12 protein-coding genes, 1 tRNA gene and 1 CRISPR repeat array are annotated in these 17,604 nt (G+C 62.9%); of the genes, 5 read left to right on the top strand and 8 right to left on the bottom strand.

All coding sequences use genetic code 11. The annotated features are described in order from the left end of the window. The first annotated feature begins 111 nt into the window (after nucleotides 1-111). Nucleotides 112-897 (top strand): tellurite resistance TerB family protein, encoded by a 786-nt coding sequence (locus tag G3480_RS01945; RefSeq protein WP_164651982.1) that lies wholly within the window; start codon nucleotides 112-114, stop codon nucleotides 895-897. A gap of 590 nt (nucleotides 898-1,487) precedes the next feature. Here the strand turns inward: G3480_RS01945 and G3480_RS01940 are convergent. After that, complete coding sequence (locus G3480_RS01940; RefSeq protein ID WP_164651981.1) at nucleotides 1,488-2,888, bottom strand: DEAD/DEAH box helicase; 1,401 nt, start codon at nucleotides 2,886-2,888, stop codon at nucleotides 1,488-1,490. Between the two features lie 103 nt (nucleotides 2,889-2,991). Between G3480_RS01940 and G3480_RS01935 the strand changes: the two genes are divergently transcribed. Continuing rightward, nucleotides 2,992-3,465: a CDP-archaeol synthase gene (locus G3480_RS01935; RefSeq protein WP_164651980.1), complete on the top strand. Its 474-nt coding sequence runs from the start codon at nucleotides 2,992-2,994 to the stop codon at nucleotides 3,463-3,465. On the opposite strand, the gene G3480_RS01930 is transcribed toward G3480_RS01935, so the two are convergent. Then, nucleotides 3,462-4,409, bottom strand: coding sequence for a metallophosphoesterase (locus G3480_RS01930; protein ID WP_164651979.1), 948 nt, complete (start codon nucleotides 4,407-4,409; stop codon nucleotides 3,462-3,464). The genes G3480_RS01935 and G3480_RS01930 overlap by 4 nt on opposite strands. 189 nt (nucleotides 4,410-4,598) lie before the next feature. On the opposite strand from G3480_RS01930, the gene G3480_RS01925 reads away from it, so the two are divergent. Then, entirely contained in the window at nucleotides 4,599-5,006 is a 408-nt protein-coding gene (locus tag G3480_RS01925; protein WP_164651978.1) for a hypothetical protein, read from the top strand. 98 nt (nucleotides 5,007-5,104) lie between these two features. Here the strand turns inward: G3480_RS01925 and G3480_RS01920 are convergent, their stop codons facing one another. The 3 genes from G3480_RS01920 to G3480_RS01910 all read right to left on the bottom strand — a co-directional run bounded on the left by G3480_RS01920 (nucleotide 5,105) and on the right by G3480_RS01910 (nucleotide 9,874). Continuing rightward, nucleotides 5,105-5,653: a DUF1134 domain-containing protein gene (locus G3480_RS01920; protein ID WP_164651976.1), complete on the bottom strand. Its 549-nt coding sequence runs from the start codon at nucleotides 5,651-5,653 to the stop codon at nucleotides 5,105-5,107. Between the two features lie 103 nt (nucleotides 5,654-5,756). Continuing rightward, nucleotides 5,757-5,945: a hypothetical protein gene (locus G3480_RS01915; RefSeq protein ID WP_164651975.1), complete on the bottom strand. Its 189-nt coding sequence runs from the start codon at nucleotides 5,943-5,945 to the stop codon at nucleotides 5,757-5,759. Between the two features lie 365 nt (nucleotides 5,946-6,310). Continuing rightward, nucleotides 6,311-9,874 carry an EAL domain-containing protein gene (locus G3480_RS01910; RefSeq protein WP_164651973.1) on the bottom strand — a complete coding sequence of 1,188 codons (3,564 nt, stop codon included), beginning with the start codon at nucleotides 9,872-9,874 and terminating at the stop codon, nucleotides 6,311-6,313. A 471-nt stretch (nucleotides 9,875-10,345) separates the two neighbouring features. On the opposite strand from G3480_RS01910, the gene malQ reads away from it, so the two are divergent. Beyond that, nucleotides 10,346-11,857, top strand: coding sequence for a 4-alpha-glucanotransferase (gene malQ, locus G3480_RS01905; protein WP_164651971.1), 1,512 nt, complete (start codon nucleotides 10,346-10,348; stop codon nucleotides 11,855-11,857). A gap of 42 nt (nucleotides 11,858-11,899) precedes the next feature. Here the strand turns inward: malQ and G3480_RS01900 are convergent, their stop codons facing one another. Then, on the bottom strand, nucleotides 11,900-12,610 hold the full coding sequence (locus tag G3480_RS01900) for a class I SAM-dependent methyltransferase (protein ID WP_164651969.1): 711 nt from the start codon (nucleotides 12,608-12,610) through the stop codon (nucleotides 11,900-11,902). Nucleotides 12,611-12,909: 299 nt separating this feature from the next. Here G3480_RS01900 and G3480_RS01895 point away from each other — a divergent pair. Then, a tRNA-Ser gene (locus G3480_RS01895) sits at nucleotides 12,910-13,000 on the top strand. A gap of 246 nt (nucleotides 13,001-13,246) precedes the next feature. After that, nucleotides 13,247-14,937: a CRISPR direct-repeat array (repeat unit 37 nt; unit sequence GCTTCAACGATACCCACTCCACAGAGCGGGATGCGGC). Between the two features lie 224 nt (nucleotides 14,938-15,161). Here G3480_RS01895 and csb2 read toward each other — a convergent pair. Then, nucleotides 15,162-16,556 (bottom strand): type I-G CRISPR-associated protein Csb2, encoded by a 1,395-nt coding sequence (gene csb2, locus G3480_RS01890; RefSeq protein ID WP_164651967.1) that lies wholly within the window; start codon nucleotides 16,554-16,556, stop codon nucleotides 15,162-15,164. Nucleotides 16,557-16,560: 4 nt separating this feature from the next. After that, the gene (gene cas7g / locus G3480_RS01885; protein ID WP_164651966.1) at nucleotides 16,561-17,583 is read right to left on the bottom strand and encodes a type I-G CRISPR-associated RAMP protein Csb1/Cas7g; all 1,023 of its coding nucleotides are present in this window, start codon (nucleotides 17,581-17,583) and stop codon (nucleotides 16,561-16,563) included. Nucleotides 17,584-17,604 lie beyond the last annotated feature (21 nt).

Raw genomic sequence — 17,604 nt, 5'->3', positions numbered from 1 at the left:
TGCCCACACCTCAACGTCGGGCCAGCCCTACGGCGGCGCGTGGCGGTGAAGGCTCAGTTCTATTGCCGGCCGATACATCAAGATTATCGACGCACTCAGGAGACAAGAATCATGGCGAATTTCGGCGATCTACTCGGCTCGTTTTTACAGATCAATCTCGGGCAATCCGGTCAGGCCCGCATGGGTAATGCCTTGGAGGACCTACAGGCCAATCTTGGGCAGATGCTAGGTGGTCAGGGCGGGGCGGGCGGCCTCTTGGATGGGATCCTGGGCATGGCAAAGGGCCAGCTCGGTAACGCGGCGGAGAGCCCGCTGCAGGCCGGGGGGCTTGGGGCCGTGCTGGGCTCTATGCTTGGCGGTGGTGGCGATTCCATCAAGGGCGCCATGACCGGAGGCGCCTTAGCCATGCTTGCAGGCGTCGCTTTCAAGGCGCTGACCAACGCGGGCCAGGGGCAGGGTGGGGCGGGTGTCCAGGCGCCTTTCAGTGCTGGTCAGCTGCCGCTGGGTCTCAAGCCCCCAGAGACGGCGGCCGAAGAGGAGGTGGTTCAGGACAAGGCTCGGCTCATCCTCAATGGCATGATCAATATGGCCAAGGCGGACGGCGAGATTAGCGTCGACGAGGTCCAGCGCATTGCGGGCAAGGCACAGTCATCCGGCATGGGGCAGCAAGACCAGGCCTGGCTAATGGCGCAGTTTCGCGAGCCGCTCGATCTGGATGCCTTTGTCGCCGAGATACCCAATCAGGAGGTCGCTGCGGAGGTTTATGCGGCATCCTTGTTGGCGGTCGAGGTCGATACGGATGCGGAACGTGACTATCTGCGTCAGTTCGCCCAGAAAACTGGACTCCATCCCATGGTCGTGCAGCACATTCATGCATCCATGGGCGTGGCGGTCTGATCGCAGCGCGCTGCCAGCTTCCAGCCGCCGGTTGCGCGTAATCGTCACCCTAGCCACCCAGCGATGCTCACCGGCTGGGTGACGGCGCTAAGCAAGTGTCCATCAATTGTTTCCCGATGCGAGCGACGCCGCCCGAAATCCCCCCTAGCCCCCCTTTGCGAAAGGGGGGAAGTTGTTGATGGACGCTTTCTCATCGCCAGGGCTTTGCCCATCCTACGGGATCGGAACTGCGGGTCTGTTGTTTCCCGGAAATCACCTTAGTCGCCCTTAGCACTGGCGAGAGTGCGAATGCATTCGCCCCTTCAGCTCGGGCGATTGCAATCTTCAGAGAGCCTCTAGGAGCCTGTCCGACTTGGGGGGGTCGAAGCGAGGAAGTGGGAGAGCGAGGCCATTTCGTTCCGGTTTTGAGGCGCATAGTGGTTCTATGTAACGAAAAAGCGGGGCGAAAGGGACCCTTCTCCCGATTCCGCAGCCGATTCATCCTAAGTCGGACAGGCTCCTAGGCGACTGGATGCCTTGAGGCAACGGCGGCGAGTGGTTGAGCGCCCTTCCTTGTGCAGCCCGCGCCTTGGTGTTGTCGAATGCCGGCGTCAGGTTGGATCCTTCCTTCTCGACTCCTTGGGCGCCTGGGAATCCTCGGTGCTCGTCTGTTTCTTGCGCAGCGGGGTATGTCCGGCTTCGACGGCGCGTTCGGTGGCGGCTGCTGCTGGTTTGCGTCGCTTGCCGATGTTCTTGCGATCTCTGAGTCGATCCTTGTGTTTCGGCTTTTCCTGCTGTTGTGGGTGTTTCGAGCCCTTGGCGGTCTTGCTGCCAGGCTTGCTTGCGGCTTTGCGCCGCTTGGGTCCACTGAATTTTGCGGCGAGTCCATCGATGGCGCGCAGCTCGACCTCCAGATTGAGGTAGCGCGCGATGCTCTCCATGCGATTCCACTCGGGGGGGCCAACCAATGAGGCCGCGCGGCCCTTTGCGCCGGCCCGTCCAGTGCGGCCGCTGCGGTGCAGGTAGTCGTCGCCGTTGCGCGGTAGATCGAAGTTGACGACATAATCCATGCCTGGGACGTCCAGTCCTCGTGCAGCCAGATCCGTCGCGACAAGAATTTGGACGCGTCCGCTGTGCACGAGGCCGATGATGCGATTGCGCTCGCGCTGGTCCAAGACGCCGTGTAAGACGGCGACGCGCTGGCCCTCCGCTTGCAGAAAGGCCCCCAGGATCTCGGCGCCCTCGCGCGTGTTGGTAAAGACCAAGGACTTCTCGAAGGTCTCGTGCTGCAGCAGCCAGAGCAGCTGCTGCTGCTTGTGTGCGAGGTCGTCGCTCAGCAGCATCTGGTGTGAGATATCCGGGTGCTGCTCGCGCACGGGGTTGATCACCAGTGTCTCGGGCTCACGCAGCAAGCTCTCCGTGATCCGCGCGAGTCCGCGCTGTTGCAAGGTCGCCGAAAACAGCATGGATTGCCGCTCGGGCGGGCTCTGTTGGATGATGGTCAGGACATCTTCCGCAAAGCCCATGTCCAGCATGCGGTCGGCCTCGTCGAGGACGAGAATTTCCAGATCCCCGAGTTCCACATGCTGTGATTGCAGAAGGTCGAGCAAGCGTCCGGGCGTTGCGATCAGGATTTCGGGATTGCGGCGCAGCTTGGCGACTTGGTGGGCGCGTGGCTCGCCACCTGTGACGACCTCGGCCGTCAGGCGCGTATAGCTCCCGATTTGCATGAAGTGGTCATGGATCTGCCGGGCAAGCTCGCGCGTTGGGACCAGTACCAAGGCGCGCGTCCCTCCGCGCGCCTTGGGGACGTCGATGAAGCGCTGCATGGTGGGAAGCAGGAAGGCGGCGGTCTTGCCGGAGCCCGTGGCGGCTGAGACCAGAAGGTCGGCGCCGTCGATCGCCAAGGGAATCACTTGGGCCTGGACCGGCGTCGGCTCACGATAGTCTGCGCGGGCAAGGCCGCGCATCAAGGGTTCTGGAAGCAGAAAGTCTGAGAAGCTTGCGGTCATAGCGCGGGGTGTCTATCAAAGTTGAAGGGTTGGGGGCGCAGCGCCAATGCGACGCCTCTAGCGCTGGGGGTCACAGGGGTGAGTCGGGAGACAGGCATTGGGGATGTTGGCTGCGTTGATCCTCATTAGCTGGGCCAATGGCGCTCCAGTCGTGGCGTGCCTGGTGCTCGGACGGCGCTGGGCGCGGCCGGTCGATGGCGGACGTCGGCTGGGCGATGGACACCTGCTGCTGGGGCGCTCCAAGACCTGGCGCGGTTGGGCGGCGAGTGTTCTGACAACGCCCTTGGTGGCCGAAGTCTTGGGTCTGCCCTGGCCCTTGGGGCTTGCCGTGGCTGTGGCGGCCATGCTCGGCGATGCCGCAGTCAGCTTCCTGAAACGCCGGCTCGGGCTGCCATCGAGCGCCTCGGTGTTCCTCTTGGACCAGATCCCGGAAGCGCTGCTTCCGCTGCTGATACTGCGCGGTCCGCTTGCGCTAGACAGCTTTGAGGTGCTGCTGGTCGTCCTCGGTTTCTTGGTTGTCAACCTGGTCTTGACTCCGGCCTTCCGGCATCTGCTCAGCCTTCGCCTCTGGCGTTAGCTGGGCCTCTGTTGAAGCTCATGCAGGGTGACCTCGGGCGGACAGTTGAGCCTGGCATTGACCACCGAAGTGCCGGCTCCAACCGAGGTATAGCCGATCATGTCGTGATAGCGCCAGGGGCCAGCGGCTAAGCGCCTTGGGCACCGTGCGTCCCAGGTCAGGGCGACGCCGCCCGGGAGGCAGATCTGGCCGCCGTGCGTGTGGCCGCAAAGGAAGACGTCGAAGCCGGCGTGCGCGGCGTGCCGATACACCTCTGGGGTGTGTGAGAGCAGGATCGACAGGGCATCATCTGGAATACCGGCTGCGGCCTTTTCGAGATTGTGGACCTGATAGTAGTGTGCATCGTCGATCCCGGCGAGGTGGATGCGCTGGCCATCCCGCTCGATCTGCTCTGATTCGTTCAGGAGGACCCGAATCTCCAGCGCCTCGAGTTCGGGGACGAGCCTCAGGGTGTCATGATTCCCAAGGATGGCATAAACCGGCCCCCTCAAGCTGGGTCTAAGCGCCTGCATGGCGGAGACGACGCGATCGAAAGGGCCGAAAGTCTTGGCTCGAAAGTCCCCCGTCAGGACGCAAAGCTCGTAGCGGAGATCCCGCACTCGTTCTGTGATCGCTGCGGCGTTGCGGGGATCCATGTCGAGGTGCAGGTCGCTTAGGTGAAGAATGCGGAATCCTGCGAAGGCGGCAGGCAGCTTGGCCAGCGCAAGCGCGTTATGACGCACGCGGATGTTGCAGGCGTTGCGCTGGGCGCGGTCGTATAACCCGACGAGCCGCAGGCAACTGCGGATGAAGCCGTGCAGTGAGTACCAGTTCTCCGGGTAGAAAAAATGCGCGCCAGGTCGGTTGAGCACGAAGACTTCATGCTCGCCTTCCAGGCCCAACCGCTGTCTGACGTGGGCGCGGCCGATGCGTGCGGTTAGGGCCTCCAGGTCATTGGGCTTCATGGATCTCGCTTCATCCGGTGATCGGCGTCAGCCCGCAGGGGTTTGCGGGGTGTGGGGGGCTTGAGAGGTTACGCGATGGCGCTCATGGCTCGCCTGTCCTATCGTCAGCGGCATGCTCGCTTGCCGCTCGGCAACTAGCCCCTAAGTTTGGTTTGCCCTTTTACGTCAATGTTAACAGGAGAGGGATTGATGAGGACGTGGACCAATCGGCTTTCCCTAGCCATTCTGACGTTCGGTTTTGCGCTGCCGCTCGCGGCTCAGCCGGGTAGTCAGAGCATTCCAGACTGGATGGCGCGCCAACAGGAGGAGATCCAGCGTGGTGTGGATGCTGGCGTCTTGACGGAGCGGGAGGCGCGCTCACTGCGCCGCGAGCAGCGCGAGATTCGCCAGCTTGGTGACAGCCTGCGCCGCGACGCTTATCCGCCTCATGAAGCGCGTCGTCGCCTTGAAGAGCGCCTGCGTGCGGCGGATCGCCGCATCTACGATCTCAAGAACAACGATGAGTTCGTTTACGGATCTTGGGATGATCGTCCGCCGCCACCGCCACCCGGGGGCTACGACTCAGGCTATCCGAGACCTCATCCCAATTATCGCTAGTCGTCGCTAGGACCGCGTTCGTGCTCGGATGGCGGGAGTGCTGTCCGTTGCGCGGGCCGCGGCCGCTGGTCGAGTCGAGGCGCTTGCGCCCCGACGACTCAGAAGGGGTTGTAGTGGGCGCGCTCGGTGAAGTCCATGTAGCCGGCGCTGATGCCTTGGCGCCACCCCGCACCAAAGCGGATTGGCGCGATGACGATATCGCCGGATTGAAGATAGTTGACCCCGACGCCGCCAACGAAATAGAGGCTACCCTCGACGCCAGGGAAGCGTTGAAAAAGGACTTCTTCTGACGGGAGGTTGTAGATGAGGACGAAGACCTTGGCGACATTGACTCCGAGGTCGATTCCGATGGAGGGACCCTGCCAGAAAACCGGTCGCTCGTAGCCGGAGGCAAAGTTGAGTTTGCCGCGTCCGTATCTTAGGCCAACGCCCAAGGCGGCCCCGACTTCCTCTCCCGCGATGTAGGCGTTGGGCTCACCATGCTCCTTGAACACTTTTTGAACGGCATCGCCGATGTTTTCCGCGCCATTGCCAAAGAAGGATTCGACCTTCCCGACGATCTCGTCCTGCTGGTAGGTATCGAAGGCTTGCGTCGGCCAACTCAGGCTGCCGAGCAAGAGGAAAAGTGGGATGAGCTGCTTCATCATCTGCGTCTCCGGTCGTTGGTTCCATCCGGCTGGCTGCGATTGCCAGGGGCCGTGCGTTTAGCGTGTCGTTCCGGTGCCGCCCTTTGCCATGGCCGCGTAAGGCTCAATGCGGATCACCCTCCTGGTCTGCCTCTTTGGGTGCCTCGGCTGCTGCGCTGGAAGCTTCTCCGTTCCTGTTCTTGGCGTCGTCAGACTTGGCCGCTGTGACGGCTCTTTGCTGTTGCAGATAGAAGCCCACCACAAGGGCGCCAATGACGATTGCCTCAATGGCTTTGGCCGCGCCTGTATCCATGTTCGCGTTCCTCTTGATCTCACCTTAAAGGAGCCTCCTTGCAGTTCGTCATTCAACGGCCGCGTGGCTGGCTGAGGGCCGACCGGTTGGACGGCCTGCGGAGCCGCCCCGCTCGAGCAGCGGAGACCCAGGGCGCTTCCCATGACGGCCATCTTGCCAAACTTGCTGGTTCTGCGGTGCGAGAATGTCGGGCTGCTACTCGGGACTAGCCCCCTCGCGCTTGGCTTGCCGGCTAGAACCTTGTCGATCAGGGCTCCTGCGATGGCGAATCGCGGGGTCTTCACGGGATGTTCGTCAAGCGCTGGCCCGAGCGCGCGCGCCAATTGAAAGTCGAAGGCGCGGCGAGCGTGGGCCTTGCCCGTGGCTCAGTGCAGGGTTGTCGGAACGCTGCCCGCCCTCAGCAGTGGCTCGATCTTGTCCGCAGGCAGCGGCAGGCTGAAGAGGTGGCCTTGGGCGACGTCGCAGCCGTGCTCGATGAGGAAGTCGCGCTGCGGCAGCGTCTCGACTCCCTCGGCAATGATCTTGAGTCCTAGATTCAACCCCAGGCCAATGATCGCCTTGACGATGGTTGCGCCTTGTTGCGCTGGCTCTTCGGTGTGAACGTCGATTTTCACCAGGAACGAGCGGTCGATCTTGATCGTCTGCATGGGGAGCTGATTCAGATAGCTCAGCGAGGCATGGCCCGTGCCGAAATCGTCCATGGCGAGTGCCAGTCCTAGGCTGCGTAGGGACGACAGGATCTCCACAGCCTTGTTGACTGAGTGCATGGTGGCGCTCTCGGTGATCTCGATCTCGAGCTGCTGCGGATCCACGGACGCATCCGCCATGATCTCCTCGATCTTTGCAGACAAGGCGTCTTGATAGAGTTCTTTCGCGGAGAGATTGACTGCGATCGGGACCACAGGGACGCCTGACGCCTGCCATGCCTTGATCTGCTTGCACGCGGCCTTGAGCACCACCGGGCCGAGTTCGAGAATCAGTCCCGTTGATTCCGCGAGCGGGATGAAGCGTCCTGGCTCGATCAGGCCCCAATCGGGGTGATTCCAGCGCACCAAGGCCTCCAGACTCAGGATCTCGCCGCTGCGAATGTCGACCCTAGGCTGGTAGTACAACAGCAGCTCATCGTGCTCGAGCCCATGACGCAGCGCTTGCTCGAGCTGGAATTGCTCGAGCAACTGCCCATTCAGCTCGGGCGTGTAGAAACGGGAGAGCCGCCCGCCTTCGGCTTGGGCTTGATGCAGGGCGGCATCGGCGTGGTTGAGGAGTTCTTCCGCAGTCTCGGAATCCTCCGGGTAGAGCGCGATACCGATGCTGCCCGTGATGCGGGTCGTATCCTTCGCGAGTGCGATTGGCTGGTCGAGCTTTGCGCGCACCTGCTCGGCCAGGGCAACCGAATCCTGGGCCTGCTCGAGCCGGTTGATGAGCAAGACGAAGTTGTCGCCGCCGAAGCGCGCCAGGGTGTCTCGCTTGCCGAGCAGACCTTGGAGGCGTTGCGCGACCTCCCGCAGGAGTTGATCGCCGGCGTTGTGGCCTAAGGAGTCGTTGATCAGCTTCAGCTTGTCGAGATCGATGGAGAGCAGGGCAACGCCGTGATTGTCGCGCTTAGCGCGTGCCAGGGCACGGCCGATCCGCTCGCGCATCAGCGTCCGATTGGGAAGGCCTGTCAGCGGGTCGTGGTGGATCAGGTAGGTGAGGCGTTCGGTCAGGGCCTTCTTGTCGCTGACGTCCTCGCCCAGCTTGACGATGTGCGAGATGACGCCCTGCTCGTCACGCAGGGGTGTTACCAGGGCTTGCTCCCACAGGCGTTGGCCTGACTTGGTGCGGCTCGCGATCTCGCCGCGCCAGGTCTCGCCCTGTCGCAAGGTTTGCCAGAGCGTCTGCCAGGTCGGTGATGCGGGTCCTGCATCGGCGCTCAGTTCCAGGAGCTTGCTGCCGCGTACCTCGTCTGAGGTGTAGCCGGTGACCTCGCTGAATCTCGCATTGACGTATTCGATGTGACCGCTCAGGTCTGTCATGACGACGATGCTGGGGCTCTGCTCGACCAGCAGTGCGAGGCGCTTGAGTTCTGTCTCGCGGGTCTTGCGTTCGGTAATGTCGACCAGACCGCCATAGAGGCGTGTGGACTCGGGGCTCTGGGGGTCTCGGAGGCACTCGGTCGTGACCCTCACCCAGCGCGTCGCGCCGTCTCGGTGCCGCAGGCGCAGCTCGCAGTTGGTCGTGGCGCCGGGTTCGAGTTCCAAGACCCGCTGAACGAAGGTTTGGCGATCTTCCAGCAGCACCAGCGAAGCCCAGCCGCCGCGTGCGATCAGCTCGTCGGCCGCATAACCGGTCAGGGTCTCGACCGAATCGGTGATCCAGTCGATCTGGTAGCGTCCGCCCTCGCGTTTGAGGCTCGAATAGGCGACATCGCTCATGGATGCGCTGAGATGCTGATAGCGCGTTTCACTGCTTTGGCGTTCGGCTTCGATGCGCTGACGCACCAGCATGCTCGCGAGGGTTTCGCTAAGGAGGCGCAAGAGCCTGATCTCCTCGTCCGTCCAGGCGCGCGCCTTGCGCAGCGTGTCGAGCCCAAGGACCCCGATCAGCTGGCCAGCGCTGCGCAGCGGCAGGATGAGCCGGGAGCGGATCAGCTGGAGGGTCAGCTCTGAGCGCAGCGCCTCCTCTTCCGGCGGGAGTTTCATGACGTCCGGAATGCTGATGTGCGTCTGGTTGGCCAATCGTGTCGACCAGCCTTCCAGCGCCATGGTATCGATGCGCGCGCGTCGCTCCGGATCCGTTGCGCCCTCGGTGCTCCACCAACTGCAGGTCGGTCGCAGCTGATCCTCCTCTGAGCGACACTGATGCAGGTAGCAGCGATCGACTTCGGCGAAACGTCCGATGCACGCGAGGGCCTCTTCCAGCTTGGCGTCCAGCTCCTCGCGCAGGCTGTTCGCGAACAGGGCGGACATCTCCGCGGTCAGCTCCTGGAAGCGCAATTGCTGGTGCAAGGCGGCTTGGGCCTGCTCGCGCTCGGTCACGTCGCGGATGAGTCCCTGATAGCAGGGGCCGAAGATTCCCGGGATACGCTTGGTGCTGCTCTCCAGCTCGACCCAGTGGACCGAGTTGTCGGCCCAGATGAATCTGCAGGTGAGTGTGAAGTGCGACTGGCGTTTGCCCGCAGTTTCGCTGAAGGCGCGCTCGACACGGTCCCGATCCTCCGGGTGTACCAAGTCGATCAAGTGGACGTAGCCAGATGCGAATGCCTGGACCGGGAATCCCCAATGGCGGACATTGTCCGAGGCGTAGACCAAGGGCCATCCAGGCTTGGCCTCCCAGCGCACGGCCACGGTCGTGCTGGCATCTACGACCTCTGCCGTCGCGACCAGGGCCTTGCGCTGCCGAATGCGGTCCGTCTGGTCGAGGACCGTGCAGATGATCTCCGGCTCCTTGCCATCCAGGGCTGGAAGCTGCAGCAAGCCGATGTCCGCGATCAGCGTTTCGTAGCGTGCGCTGCGGAGTTTGACCTCCGATCTTGTCGCATGGCCGTGCTTGCGCGCCTCCTGCATCGTCGTGTCGAGCTTGGCGGCATCCTCGCGGGCGGCGAGCTGGGAAAAGAGCCGGCAGTCCAGCGCAAGGGTGTCCCGTGCGGCCTTGTTGTAATCCTTCAGGGTGCCGTTCGTCGCCAGCACCAAGGCGGGCACGGGGAGGCTGTGGAAGAGCTGGGCAAAGCGCGCTAGCGCCTGATCGTTGAAGACCTGCGATTCCCGCAAGGCCTCTTGCTGCAGCTTGAACTCGGTACGATAGAGGTAGAGTTCCTCCATGAGTTCGACGAGCTGGATGTCTCCGCGATGCAGCTCCTCGACGATGCTCTCGATCGTCCGGCCGCGCAAGAGCTGTCGAACCTTCTCGCGAATATTCGCAATCGACCTTGGATCACTCATGGGTTTCATTGCTTCACTTCGGTCCCTGGGCTCTCACCAGCGTCACGTCGGGATGAACCGCTGGAGTGGGCGCATCATCGAAAGGGTTAGCCAATCATTATCGGGTTCAGGGGTGTCCGACGTCGACCTCGGTCCTGCGTGTGAGCCGAAGCACTCGCGCCGGGTGACTGAACCCTGCAGGGCGCTAGGGTCGAACGCGGGAGCTGAGGCGGCATCGATCCATAACCTAAGAAAGCGTCCATCAACAACTTCCCCCCTTTCACAAAGGGGGGGCTAGGGGGGATTTCGGGCGGCATCGCTCGCATCGGGACACAATTGATGGACACGCTCTAAGCATAACGCGCTCTTTGCAGATGGGCAGAGGCGCCCGATATTCGGTGGGTATTTCGCGATGCGCCAACTCGACAAGATTTTTCCATGGTGCTTTCGGTAGACTCCCCACTCCCGTCACTCATGCCCTAACCGGAGGCCGATTCTGTTATGCACCGCTCGAGCGGCATCTTGCTCCATCCGACCTCCTTACCTGGTCCCTACGGGGTCGGCGACCTTGGGCCGTCGGCGCGACGTTTCGTCGATTTTCTGGCCGCCGCCGGTCAGGGGCTTTGGCAAATGTTGCCGCTCGGGCCGACCGGATACCGGGATTCCCCCTATCAGTGCACCTCTTCCCTCGCCGCGAATCCCCTGCTGATCAGCCCGGATCGCCTCCTAGAGCTAGGTTGGGTGCAGGAAGCCGATCTGACAATCCCCGAATTTACGCGCGACCAAGTCGATTTTGGTGCCGTTGGGCCCTGGAAGTACAGACTGCTGGAGCGCGCCATGGCGGGCTTCGAGGCGCGGGCCACGCAGCATGATCGGGAGGACTTCGCGCGTTTTTGCGAGACGCACAGCGCTTGGCTGGACGATTATGCCCTCTATCATGCGCTCAAGACGCATCATGAGCTGCGTCCCTGGACCGACTGGGCGCCCGAGCTTGCGCGCCGCGATCCGAGCGCGCTCGCGCACTGGGCTAGCCGCTATGGGCCCGAGCTTCAGCTTCAGCGTTTCATCCAGTACGTCTTCGCGCGTCAATGGTCCGAGTTGCGCGCTCATGCGCGGGAGCGCGGGGTCCGGCTGGTCGGCGACATGCCCATCTTCGTCGCTCACGATTCGAGTGAGGTCTGGACGCATCCGGAGTGGTTCCAGCTCAACGCGCACGGCTGCCCGCAGGTCATCGCCGGCGTGCCTCCCGACTATTTCAGTAATACCGGGCAGCGTTGGGGAAACCCGCTCTATGACTGGAGTAAGCTCGCCGAGGACGGCTACGCCTTCTGGATCGAGCGTCTGCGACGGATCCTGGAACTGGTCGACATGGTGCGCATCGACCATTTCAGAGGATTCGCTGCCTATTGGGAGATCCCGGCCAGCGAAGAAACCGCCATCAACGGCCACTGGGTGCGGGGACCGGGCATGGCGCTATTCCAGGCCCTGCGCGCAGCGCTTGGAGAAGACCTGCCGCTGATCGCCGAAGACCTCGGTGTCATCACGGAAGACGTCGAAGCGCTGCGTGACGCGCTTGGCCTGCCTGGTATGGCTGTCCTTCAGTTCGGTTTCGAAGACCTCGAAGATGGCTACGGGGCCTCATCCTTCCTCCCGCACAATCATCGCCGTCGCCTCGCCGTCTATACCGGGACGCATGACAACAATACCTCCCTGGGCTGGTGGGCTGGCAGAAATGACGCGCTGCGGCGCAATATCGGCGCTTACCTTGGGAGTGACGGCAGCGAGATCCACTGGGACTTCATCCGCGCCGCATTGCGCTCGACCGCGGCCATGGCGGTCTTTCCCTTGCAGGATGTCCTGGGTCTCGGTGCCGAGGCGTGCATGAATCGGCCCGGCACGGCAGAGGGCAACTGGGTCTGGCGCTACCGTGACGAGATGCTGACCGACGCAGCCGCCGAACGCCTGCGCACGCTCAGCAGACTCTACGGGCGGATCCCCTACCCGGCGGGCTGAGTGCTTCGCGCTCGCCTGCCGCTGGTCCCGGCCAGGTCCAACTCACTTCTCCGCAGAGAGATAGGCGATCCAGCCTGCGTCTGGCTCGCCCGTTTCGACCGGCACGAAGTGGCCGTCCGGTTCGTCGTCTTCATCCCAACCTTGCCAGTAGACGAGGGTCCGAGAGAATCCGGCCTCCGCGAGCAGCTCGCGGATCTCTGGCAGCGTCCAGAGACGCCAATCGTAGCTGAATGCGCGCTCCAGGCTCGAGCCGTCATCGAAGCGAAAATGGATGTCGCACTGCAAGCGCCCTGAGATGGGGTCATAGGCGGCTTGGTCCCAGACATAGGTGAAGTCGCCGCCGTCCGGATCGCTCACCCGTCGCTCCTCGCTCAGAACCCGAAAGGCATCGTAGCCACCGTAAGCGTCGAGGAAGAGTACGCCATCGTCTCGCAGCGACTCCCGGACGCGGCGAAAGTAGCTCAGAATGGTCGAGCGATGTCGCAGCAGCCAGTAGCTGAAGTTCATCGCAAGAACAATATCCACTTGCGGCGCCTGGGGCGTCAGCACATCGGCCTGGCGGAGTTCGACCCGGGCGCGCGTCGCCGTGTCGAGCCCCCCTAGGTTTCTCGTCCGACCCCAATCGAGCACCTCTGCATCCAGATCCAGACCCCAGGCGCGATTGGTGCGGCGCCGGCGTACCCACTCGCAGCAAACCGTCCCCGTGCCGCAGAAGTCCTCCCGCAGCAGACGCCCGCTTCGGCCCCGCAGCATGCGATAGGTCCGGTCGATGAAGTCGACCTCGGCGCAAGGGTTCTGGACTGCTAACTCGTAGAGACGATGGCGGTCGGCGTGATCAGCGATTGTAGGAGTCGATACTTGCGGGCGCGCGGGCACGGCTACTCTGAAAATTCAGGCTGTCGATGAAAGGTTGCTATTATGCGGCGTGCGCGGGTGCAATGTCGGATTGAAACCGAGACGGATCTCATGTATCTTTCCGCGCTCTTGAACGACAGGGAAGATCGCGCGCCCTCGCCTCAGGCGATCAAAGTGCCCGATCATGTCATTCCTCCGGAGAGGTGTCCGAGTGGCTTAAGGAGCACGCCTGGAAAGTGTGTATAGGTTAACAGCCTATCGAGGGTTCGAATCCCTCTCTCTCCGCCAATCTCCATATGTTCTGAATTCCCCTTCGGAATCAGCCCTATAGGGCAATCGCTCAATCTCATTCCCCACAGGTTTGACCCACTCGCCCATTCAGGGCAAGTAAGCATTCGGCTATGGCATCGGGCGGTCCTCAAAACTGAGGAGCGTCAGCAGTGGCGTCCATGCGTGCAGGGGCCGCTAACGATACCTGCTCCGTAGAGCGGGATGCGGCCGTCAGTTCATGGTCATGGTCCCCACGCCCTTCTGGCTTCAACGATACCCACTCCACAGAGCGGGATGCGGCGTGCCCGTTGGTCTGCCGGACTGGCAGGGCTGGGTGCTTCAACGATACCCACTCCACAGAGCGGGATGCGGCCTGGGACGGCACCGAACAAGACGCAGACGTCGCCCTGCTTCAACGATACCCACTCCACAGAGCGGGATGCGGCCGCGAGCTTCAGGATTTGATTGAGGCGCGCGGGATGCTTCAACGATACCCACTCCACAGAGCGGGATGCGGCGCAGACGATGCGGTGGAAAGGTCCAAGGGCAAAGTGCTTCAACGATACCCACTCCACAGAGCGGGATGCGGCCGCCGTGCCAGCAGACTCTGAGTCTGATGCGATCGAGCTTCAACGATACCCACTCCACAGAGCGGGATGCGGCGACCTTGTGACCGCCCGCGAGCGCATCCTCGCCGCAGCTTCAACGATACCCACTCCACAGAGCGGGATGCGGCATCATGCGCGTCATGTGCTCACCGTCGAGCATATTGCTTCAACGATACCCACTCCACAGAGCGGGATGCGGCGCTCGGGCGGCGCGCTGCACCGGCTGAGGAGTCGGCTTCAACGATACCCACTCCACAGAGCGGGATGCGGCCCCAGATGCTCGAGCGTGAGGCCAGCGCCAGAATATCGCTTCAACGATACCCACTCCACAGAGCGGGATGCGGCGGACCCTTTCCTTGTGCTGTGCCCGGTCGAGCACGCTTCAACGATACCCACTCCACAGAGCGGGATGCGGCGCTGACGCTCCCATTCAACGGGGACACTGTTGTTGCTTCAACGATACCCACTCCACAGAGCGGGATGCGGCGCGTCTGCGGCCATCGGTCGATCAGGCGCAGGTGGCTTCAACGATACCCACTCCACAGAGCGGGATGCGGCAAGATGTGGGTTGAGATGCTGTTAGTCGCGGTAAGCTTCAACGATACCCACTCCACAGAGCGGGATGCGGCGCGTCGATCGGCGCACGCGCGTCATGTCGCGATGGCTTCAACGATACCCACTCCACAGAGCGGGATGCGGCGGCAACCGCCGAACAACAGGAGCAATCCATGTCTGCTTCAACGATACCCACTCCACAGAGCGGGATGCGGCCGTCAACGTCCGTCATCAGCGTGAGCCGAGTAATTGCTTCAACGATACCCACTCCACAGAGCGGGATGCGGCATCGGCGAGCATAGAGCTAAAGCTCTGCTTGATGAGCTTCAACGATACCCACTCCACAGAGCGGGATGCGGCGAAAACGCCAGAGCGATAGCCCGGACCCTGGACCCGCTTCAACGATACCCACTCCACAGAGCGGGATGCGGCATCAGCGCCAGGGCGACCTTGAGCGCTGGTGCGAGCTTCAACGATACCCACTCCACAGAGCGGGATGCGGCGTGAAGACCGGGACGCCGTCGACGATCGTCTGAGTGCTTCAACGATACCCACTCCACAGAGCGGGATGCGGCGCCCTGCTCACGTTTCCATCGCGGCCATGACTTCGGCTTCAACGATACCCACTCCACAGAGCGGGATGCGGCGTCGCAACATCCAATCACGTCAGGTAGGCCTCGATGGCTTCAACGATACCCACTCCACAGAGCGGGATGCGGCCCGGCCTTCTCGCCGATGTCGAGGACCGCTTTCTGGCTTCAACGATACCCACTCCACAGAGCGGGATGCGGCCCCTCAGCTTTGGCCGCTTGATTATCAACAAAAAGTTGCCCGCTTTGCGCGAACCTATTGCCATTGGCCTCCATCGTGGTCCAGCGCGTATCGACGTGCGCCTGTAACCTGATGATTCATAAAGATGGCTCTTAAGCGCGAACCTGCCGGGTATTTCGCGGTCGCTTGGGGTTCGCGCGGGACGGTCGATCTGCTTACTGAGAGCCAGCCAAGGCGTGCCTTTCTCAGGCGGCAGCCATGAGTACTCCGTATCCATAGCCGACGCCAGCTCCCAGCGCCAGGGGGCCGGTAACGGGCACGCGCCACTGAATCGAGAGATGAACACGCGGCCAGTGCGCCAAGTGTCGCGGCGGTTGAGCGTCTGCGCCCCGCATTGCCCCGCGCAGGATTGGCGCTGGCTCGAAAGTGACTGTCTCAACCAGTGCTGGATCGATACCGGAATAGGCGAGCAAGCGGCGAACGGCCTTCTGAGGACGCGGCTTGCCTCGGCGGTTGGTATCGAAGCCCGGCAAAATGACAGGTGTCGCGCTCGTCCAGGTGCTGGCCGTTCCGAGATAGCGATGCTGCAGCCGATCGCCTTGGTCGGTGGGGGCCAGCATGGCCGCTGGGGGCGCTTCAGGCGGTGATAGCTCTGCGCCGATGAGGCGGTAGGTCACCGCCCGCCAGATCTCGAGGTCCAGCGTTAGCGGCGCCGTTAACAGGACACGCCGAATGCGGCCGTCCGCATAGACATGTCCGACGTTGGGTATCGGCGAGGTCAGAATCCGCTGCCTGTCGTCCCCGTGGCCCATCAAGGCGGCGATGATCTCGCGCCCCAGACCTGCGCGCTGCGCGGCCTGATGAACGGCATGCCGGGTCATGGCAGCGACTGCCGTGGCCGCATTCCCCGGGGCAGACCATTGCCCGTCCTCCAGGGTACGCAGCGACATGAGCGTCCAGCGGCGCCGCGGCGGATCAAGCTCGCAGCGATAGGGGATCTGCCGATGTTGGGGCTCAGGAACCATGCGAACGGTGCCGTCTACCGCAATGCGGCGGCGTGACGCCTGATAGCGTTCCTCGAGGACATCCAGAACCCCGTCATAGGGGACGGTTAACTGGTGCGCTCCCTGCGCGTTGGGCTCCCAGCGCAGGCCGTCGGGCCGATCACTATCCACTTCGACGGATGCCCAGGCGGTGTCGATGCCTTGCCCCAACGCCGTCAGGCCGGCGGCGAGCCGGTTCAGTCCCTGCCTGTGATCGGGCGTTGTCGAGTTTGGTGTCCAGACATAGGTGACAGCGCCTTCGCCCTCGATTTGGTGGCGATGACGCACCCGGATCGTCCGCAGCTTGCTCGTCTTGCGACGTGCTCCGGCGTCGTCCCCTCGGGCCTGGAAGCCGAGAATGACGTCGCCATCATTGTTCGGAACCGAGGCTGCGGTCGGTCCAAGCTCTATGGTCGTCGGCGCATAGATGGTCGGCGGATCCAGCCTTGCCAGGTGCTCGAGGGCTGCTTTGAACTGCGGATCCGTCATACAGGTGGACCCAGCGCCGGCCACGAGCGCCGAGTAGAGACGCAAGGGTGAGGGCGGCCACTCCTGCCCGTGATAGGCGCGGTCCAGCCAGGTAACGCGAATGCGCATGGAGTCAGTCCTGACTCTTTTCGGCGGCCTTGATCGCGGCCTTGCCCGCTTTGGGGTCGTATTGATGGTGGACTGCTGGGCCACCGAGTGTGACGCCGGCCGCCGTCGCCCAAGCTGTGGCTGCGGCTCCTAGCTGGGCTTCAATGTCCTTGGTGGTCACCTCGAGAGGCTTCTTTTGTCCATCCGCGTTGACCAGCTGCCACTGCGTGGGTCCTTCCGGAATCAGCTCGCATCCAACACGCAGCCGTGTCTCGCGCATCGCGTGCAGCAGTCCCGCGAGCGCCAGCCCCAGCAGATAGGCGCTTAAGACGGAGTCCTTTGCTCGCCGCAGCGGGGACAGCGAGATCGAGGCTGTATGGATGATCTCGCCATGCACGTAGATGCCACCATGTGCGTTGACCGAGGGTGTCGGAGCAAAGCCGATGTTGGCGCCCTTCTTCCATTCAGTGGCGTTCAACTCCAGCTCTTCGGCATCGAAGGTCCCGGTGAACTGCGCCGAGCGCGTCGCGATCGAGATGTCGTGTGCGCGGATCTCGGAGCGAATGGCTCGGGGGATGTTGATGCGCGTATCGCGGCTATCCCAGGCGCCATAGACGAGTGCGGTCGGGCAGAGCTGGGCGACGGGCGCCGGATCGCCTGCCGCATAGGCCAGCATGGCGGCGCGGATTTGATCGCGCAGATCGGTTGCTCGCGCGGCCGCGTCCGCGATCCGGTGCGGTAGCTCACTGAGGGGAACGCTGTGATCGCCGGCCACGACGGTATGCTGCGGCACCCGGTCAGCGAGGGGGCCGCTGAAGGCTGCCTCCATCCGATTGGCCTGCGATTGAACGGAGTCCAAGTCGGCAATCAAGGTGCCATCGCGCAGCTGGTTGACGGTGTAGGGCGTCTCGAAGCGGTGTTGGCCGCGCTCCGGGGGCGGATAGGTTGGTGGAAAGATGGGAACGTCCGCGCCGTCAAGCGGCGCCAAGGTCCGCCGCATCGTGATTGCGACGATCTCAGGTGTCGTGATGATGGTGCTGAGTTGCATCGTGAAATCCTTGTCGAGCGG

The sequence above is a fragment of the Thiorhodococcus mannitoliphagus genome (assembly GCF_010915725.1).
Lineage (GTDB): Bacteria > Pseudomonadota > Gammaproteobacteria > Chromatiales > Chromatiaceae > Thiorhodococcus > Thiorhodococcus mannitoliphagus.
Note: the sequence above shows the minus strand (reverse complement) of the source record. Positions and strands in the feature narration are given on the sequence as shown.

Excerpts from the sequence above, each read along its gene's own strand:
- G3480_RS01945 (WP_164651982.1), top strand. The coding sequence starts at position 112 with ATGGCGAATTTCGGCGATCTACTCGGCTCGTTTTTACAGATCAATCTC.
- G3480_RS01910 (WP_164651973.1), bottom strand. The coding sequence starts at position 9,874 with ATGAAACCCATGAGTGATCCAAGGTCGATTGCGAATATTCGCGAGAAG.
- G3480_RS01915 (WP_164651975.1), bottom strand. The coding sequence starts at position 5,945 with ATGGATACAGGCGCGGCCAAAGCCATTGAGGCAATCGTCATTGGCGCC.
- G3480_RS01900 (WP_164651969.1), bottom strand. The coding sequence starts at position 12,610 with ATGCTGCGGGGCCGAAGCGGGCGTCTGCTGCGGGAGGACTTCTGCGGC.
- G3480_RS01940 (WP_164651981.1), bottom strand. The coding sequence starts at position 2,888 with ATGACCGCAAGCTTCTCAGACTTTCTGCTTCCAGAACCCTTGATGCGC.
- cas7g (WP_164651966.1), bottom strand. The coding sequence starts at position 17,583 with ATGCAACTCAGCACCATCATCACGACACCTGAGATCGTCGCAATCACG.
- G3480_RS01920 (WP_164651976.1), bottom strand. The coding sequence starts at position 5,653 with ATGATGAAGCAGCTCATCCCACTTTTCCTCTTGCTCGGCAGCCTGAGT.
- G3480_RS01935 (WP_164651980.1), top strand. The coding sequence starts at position 2,992 with ATGTTGGCTGCGTTGATCCTCATTAGCTGGGCCAATGGCGCTCCAGTC.
- malQ (WP_164651971.1), top strand. The coding sequence starts at position 10,346 with ATGCACCGCTCGAGCGGCATCTTGCTCCATCCGACCTCCTTACCTGGT.
- G3480_RS01930 (WP_164651979.1), bottom strand. The coding sequence starts at position 4,409 with ATGAAGCCCAATGACCTGGAGGCCCTAACCGCACGCATCGGCCGCGCC.
- G3480_RS01925 (WP_164651978.1), top strand. The coding sequence starts at position 4,599 with ATGAGGACGTGGACCAATCGGCTTTCCCTAGCCATTCTGACGTTCGGT.
- csb2 (WP_164651967.1), bottom strand. The coding sequence starts at position 16,556 with ATGCGCATTCGCGTTACCTGGCTGGACCGCGCCTATCACGGGCAGGAG.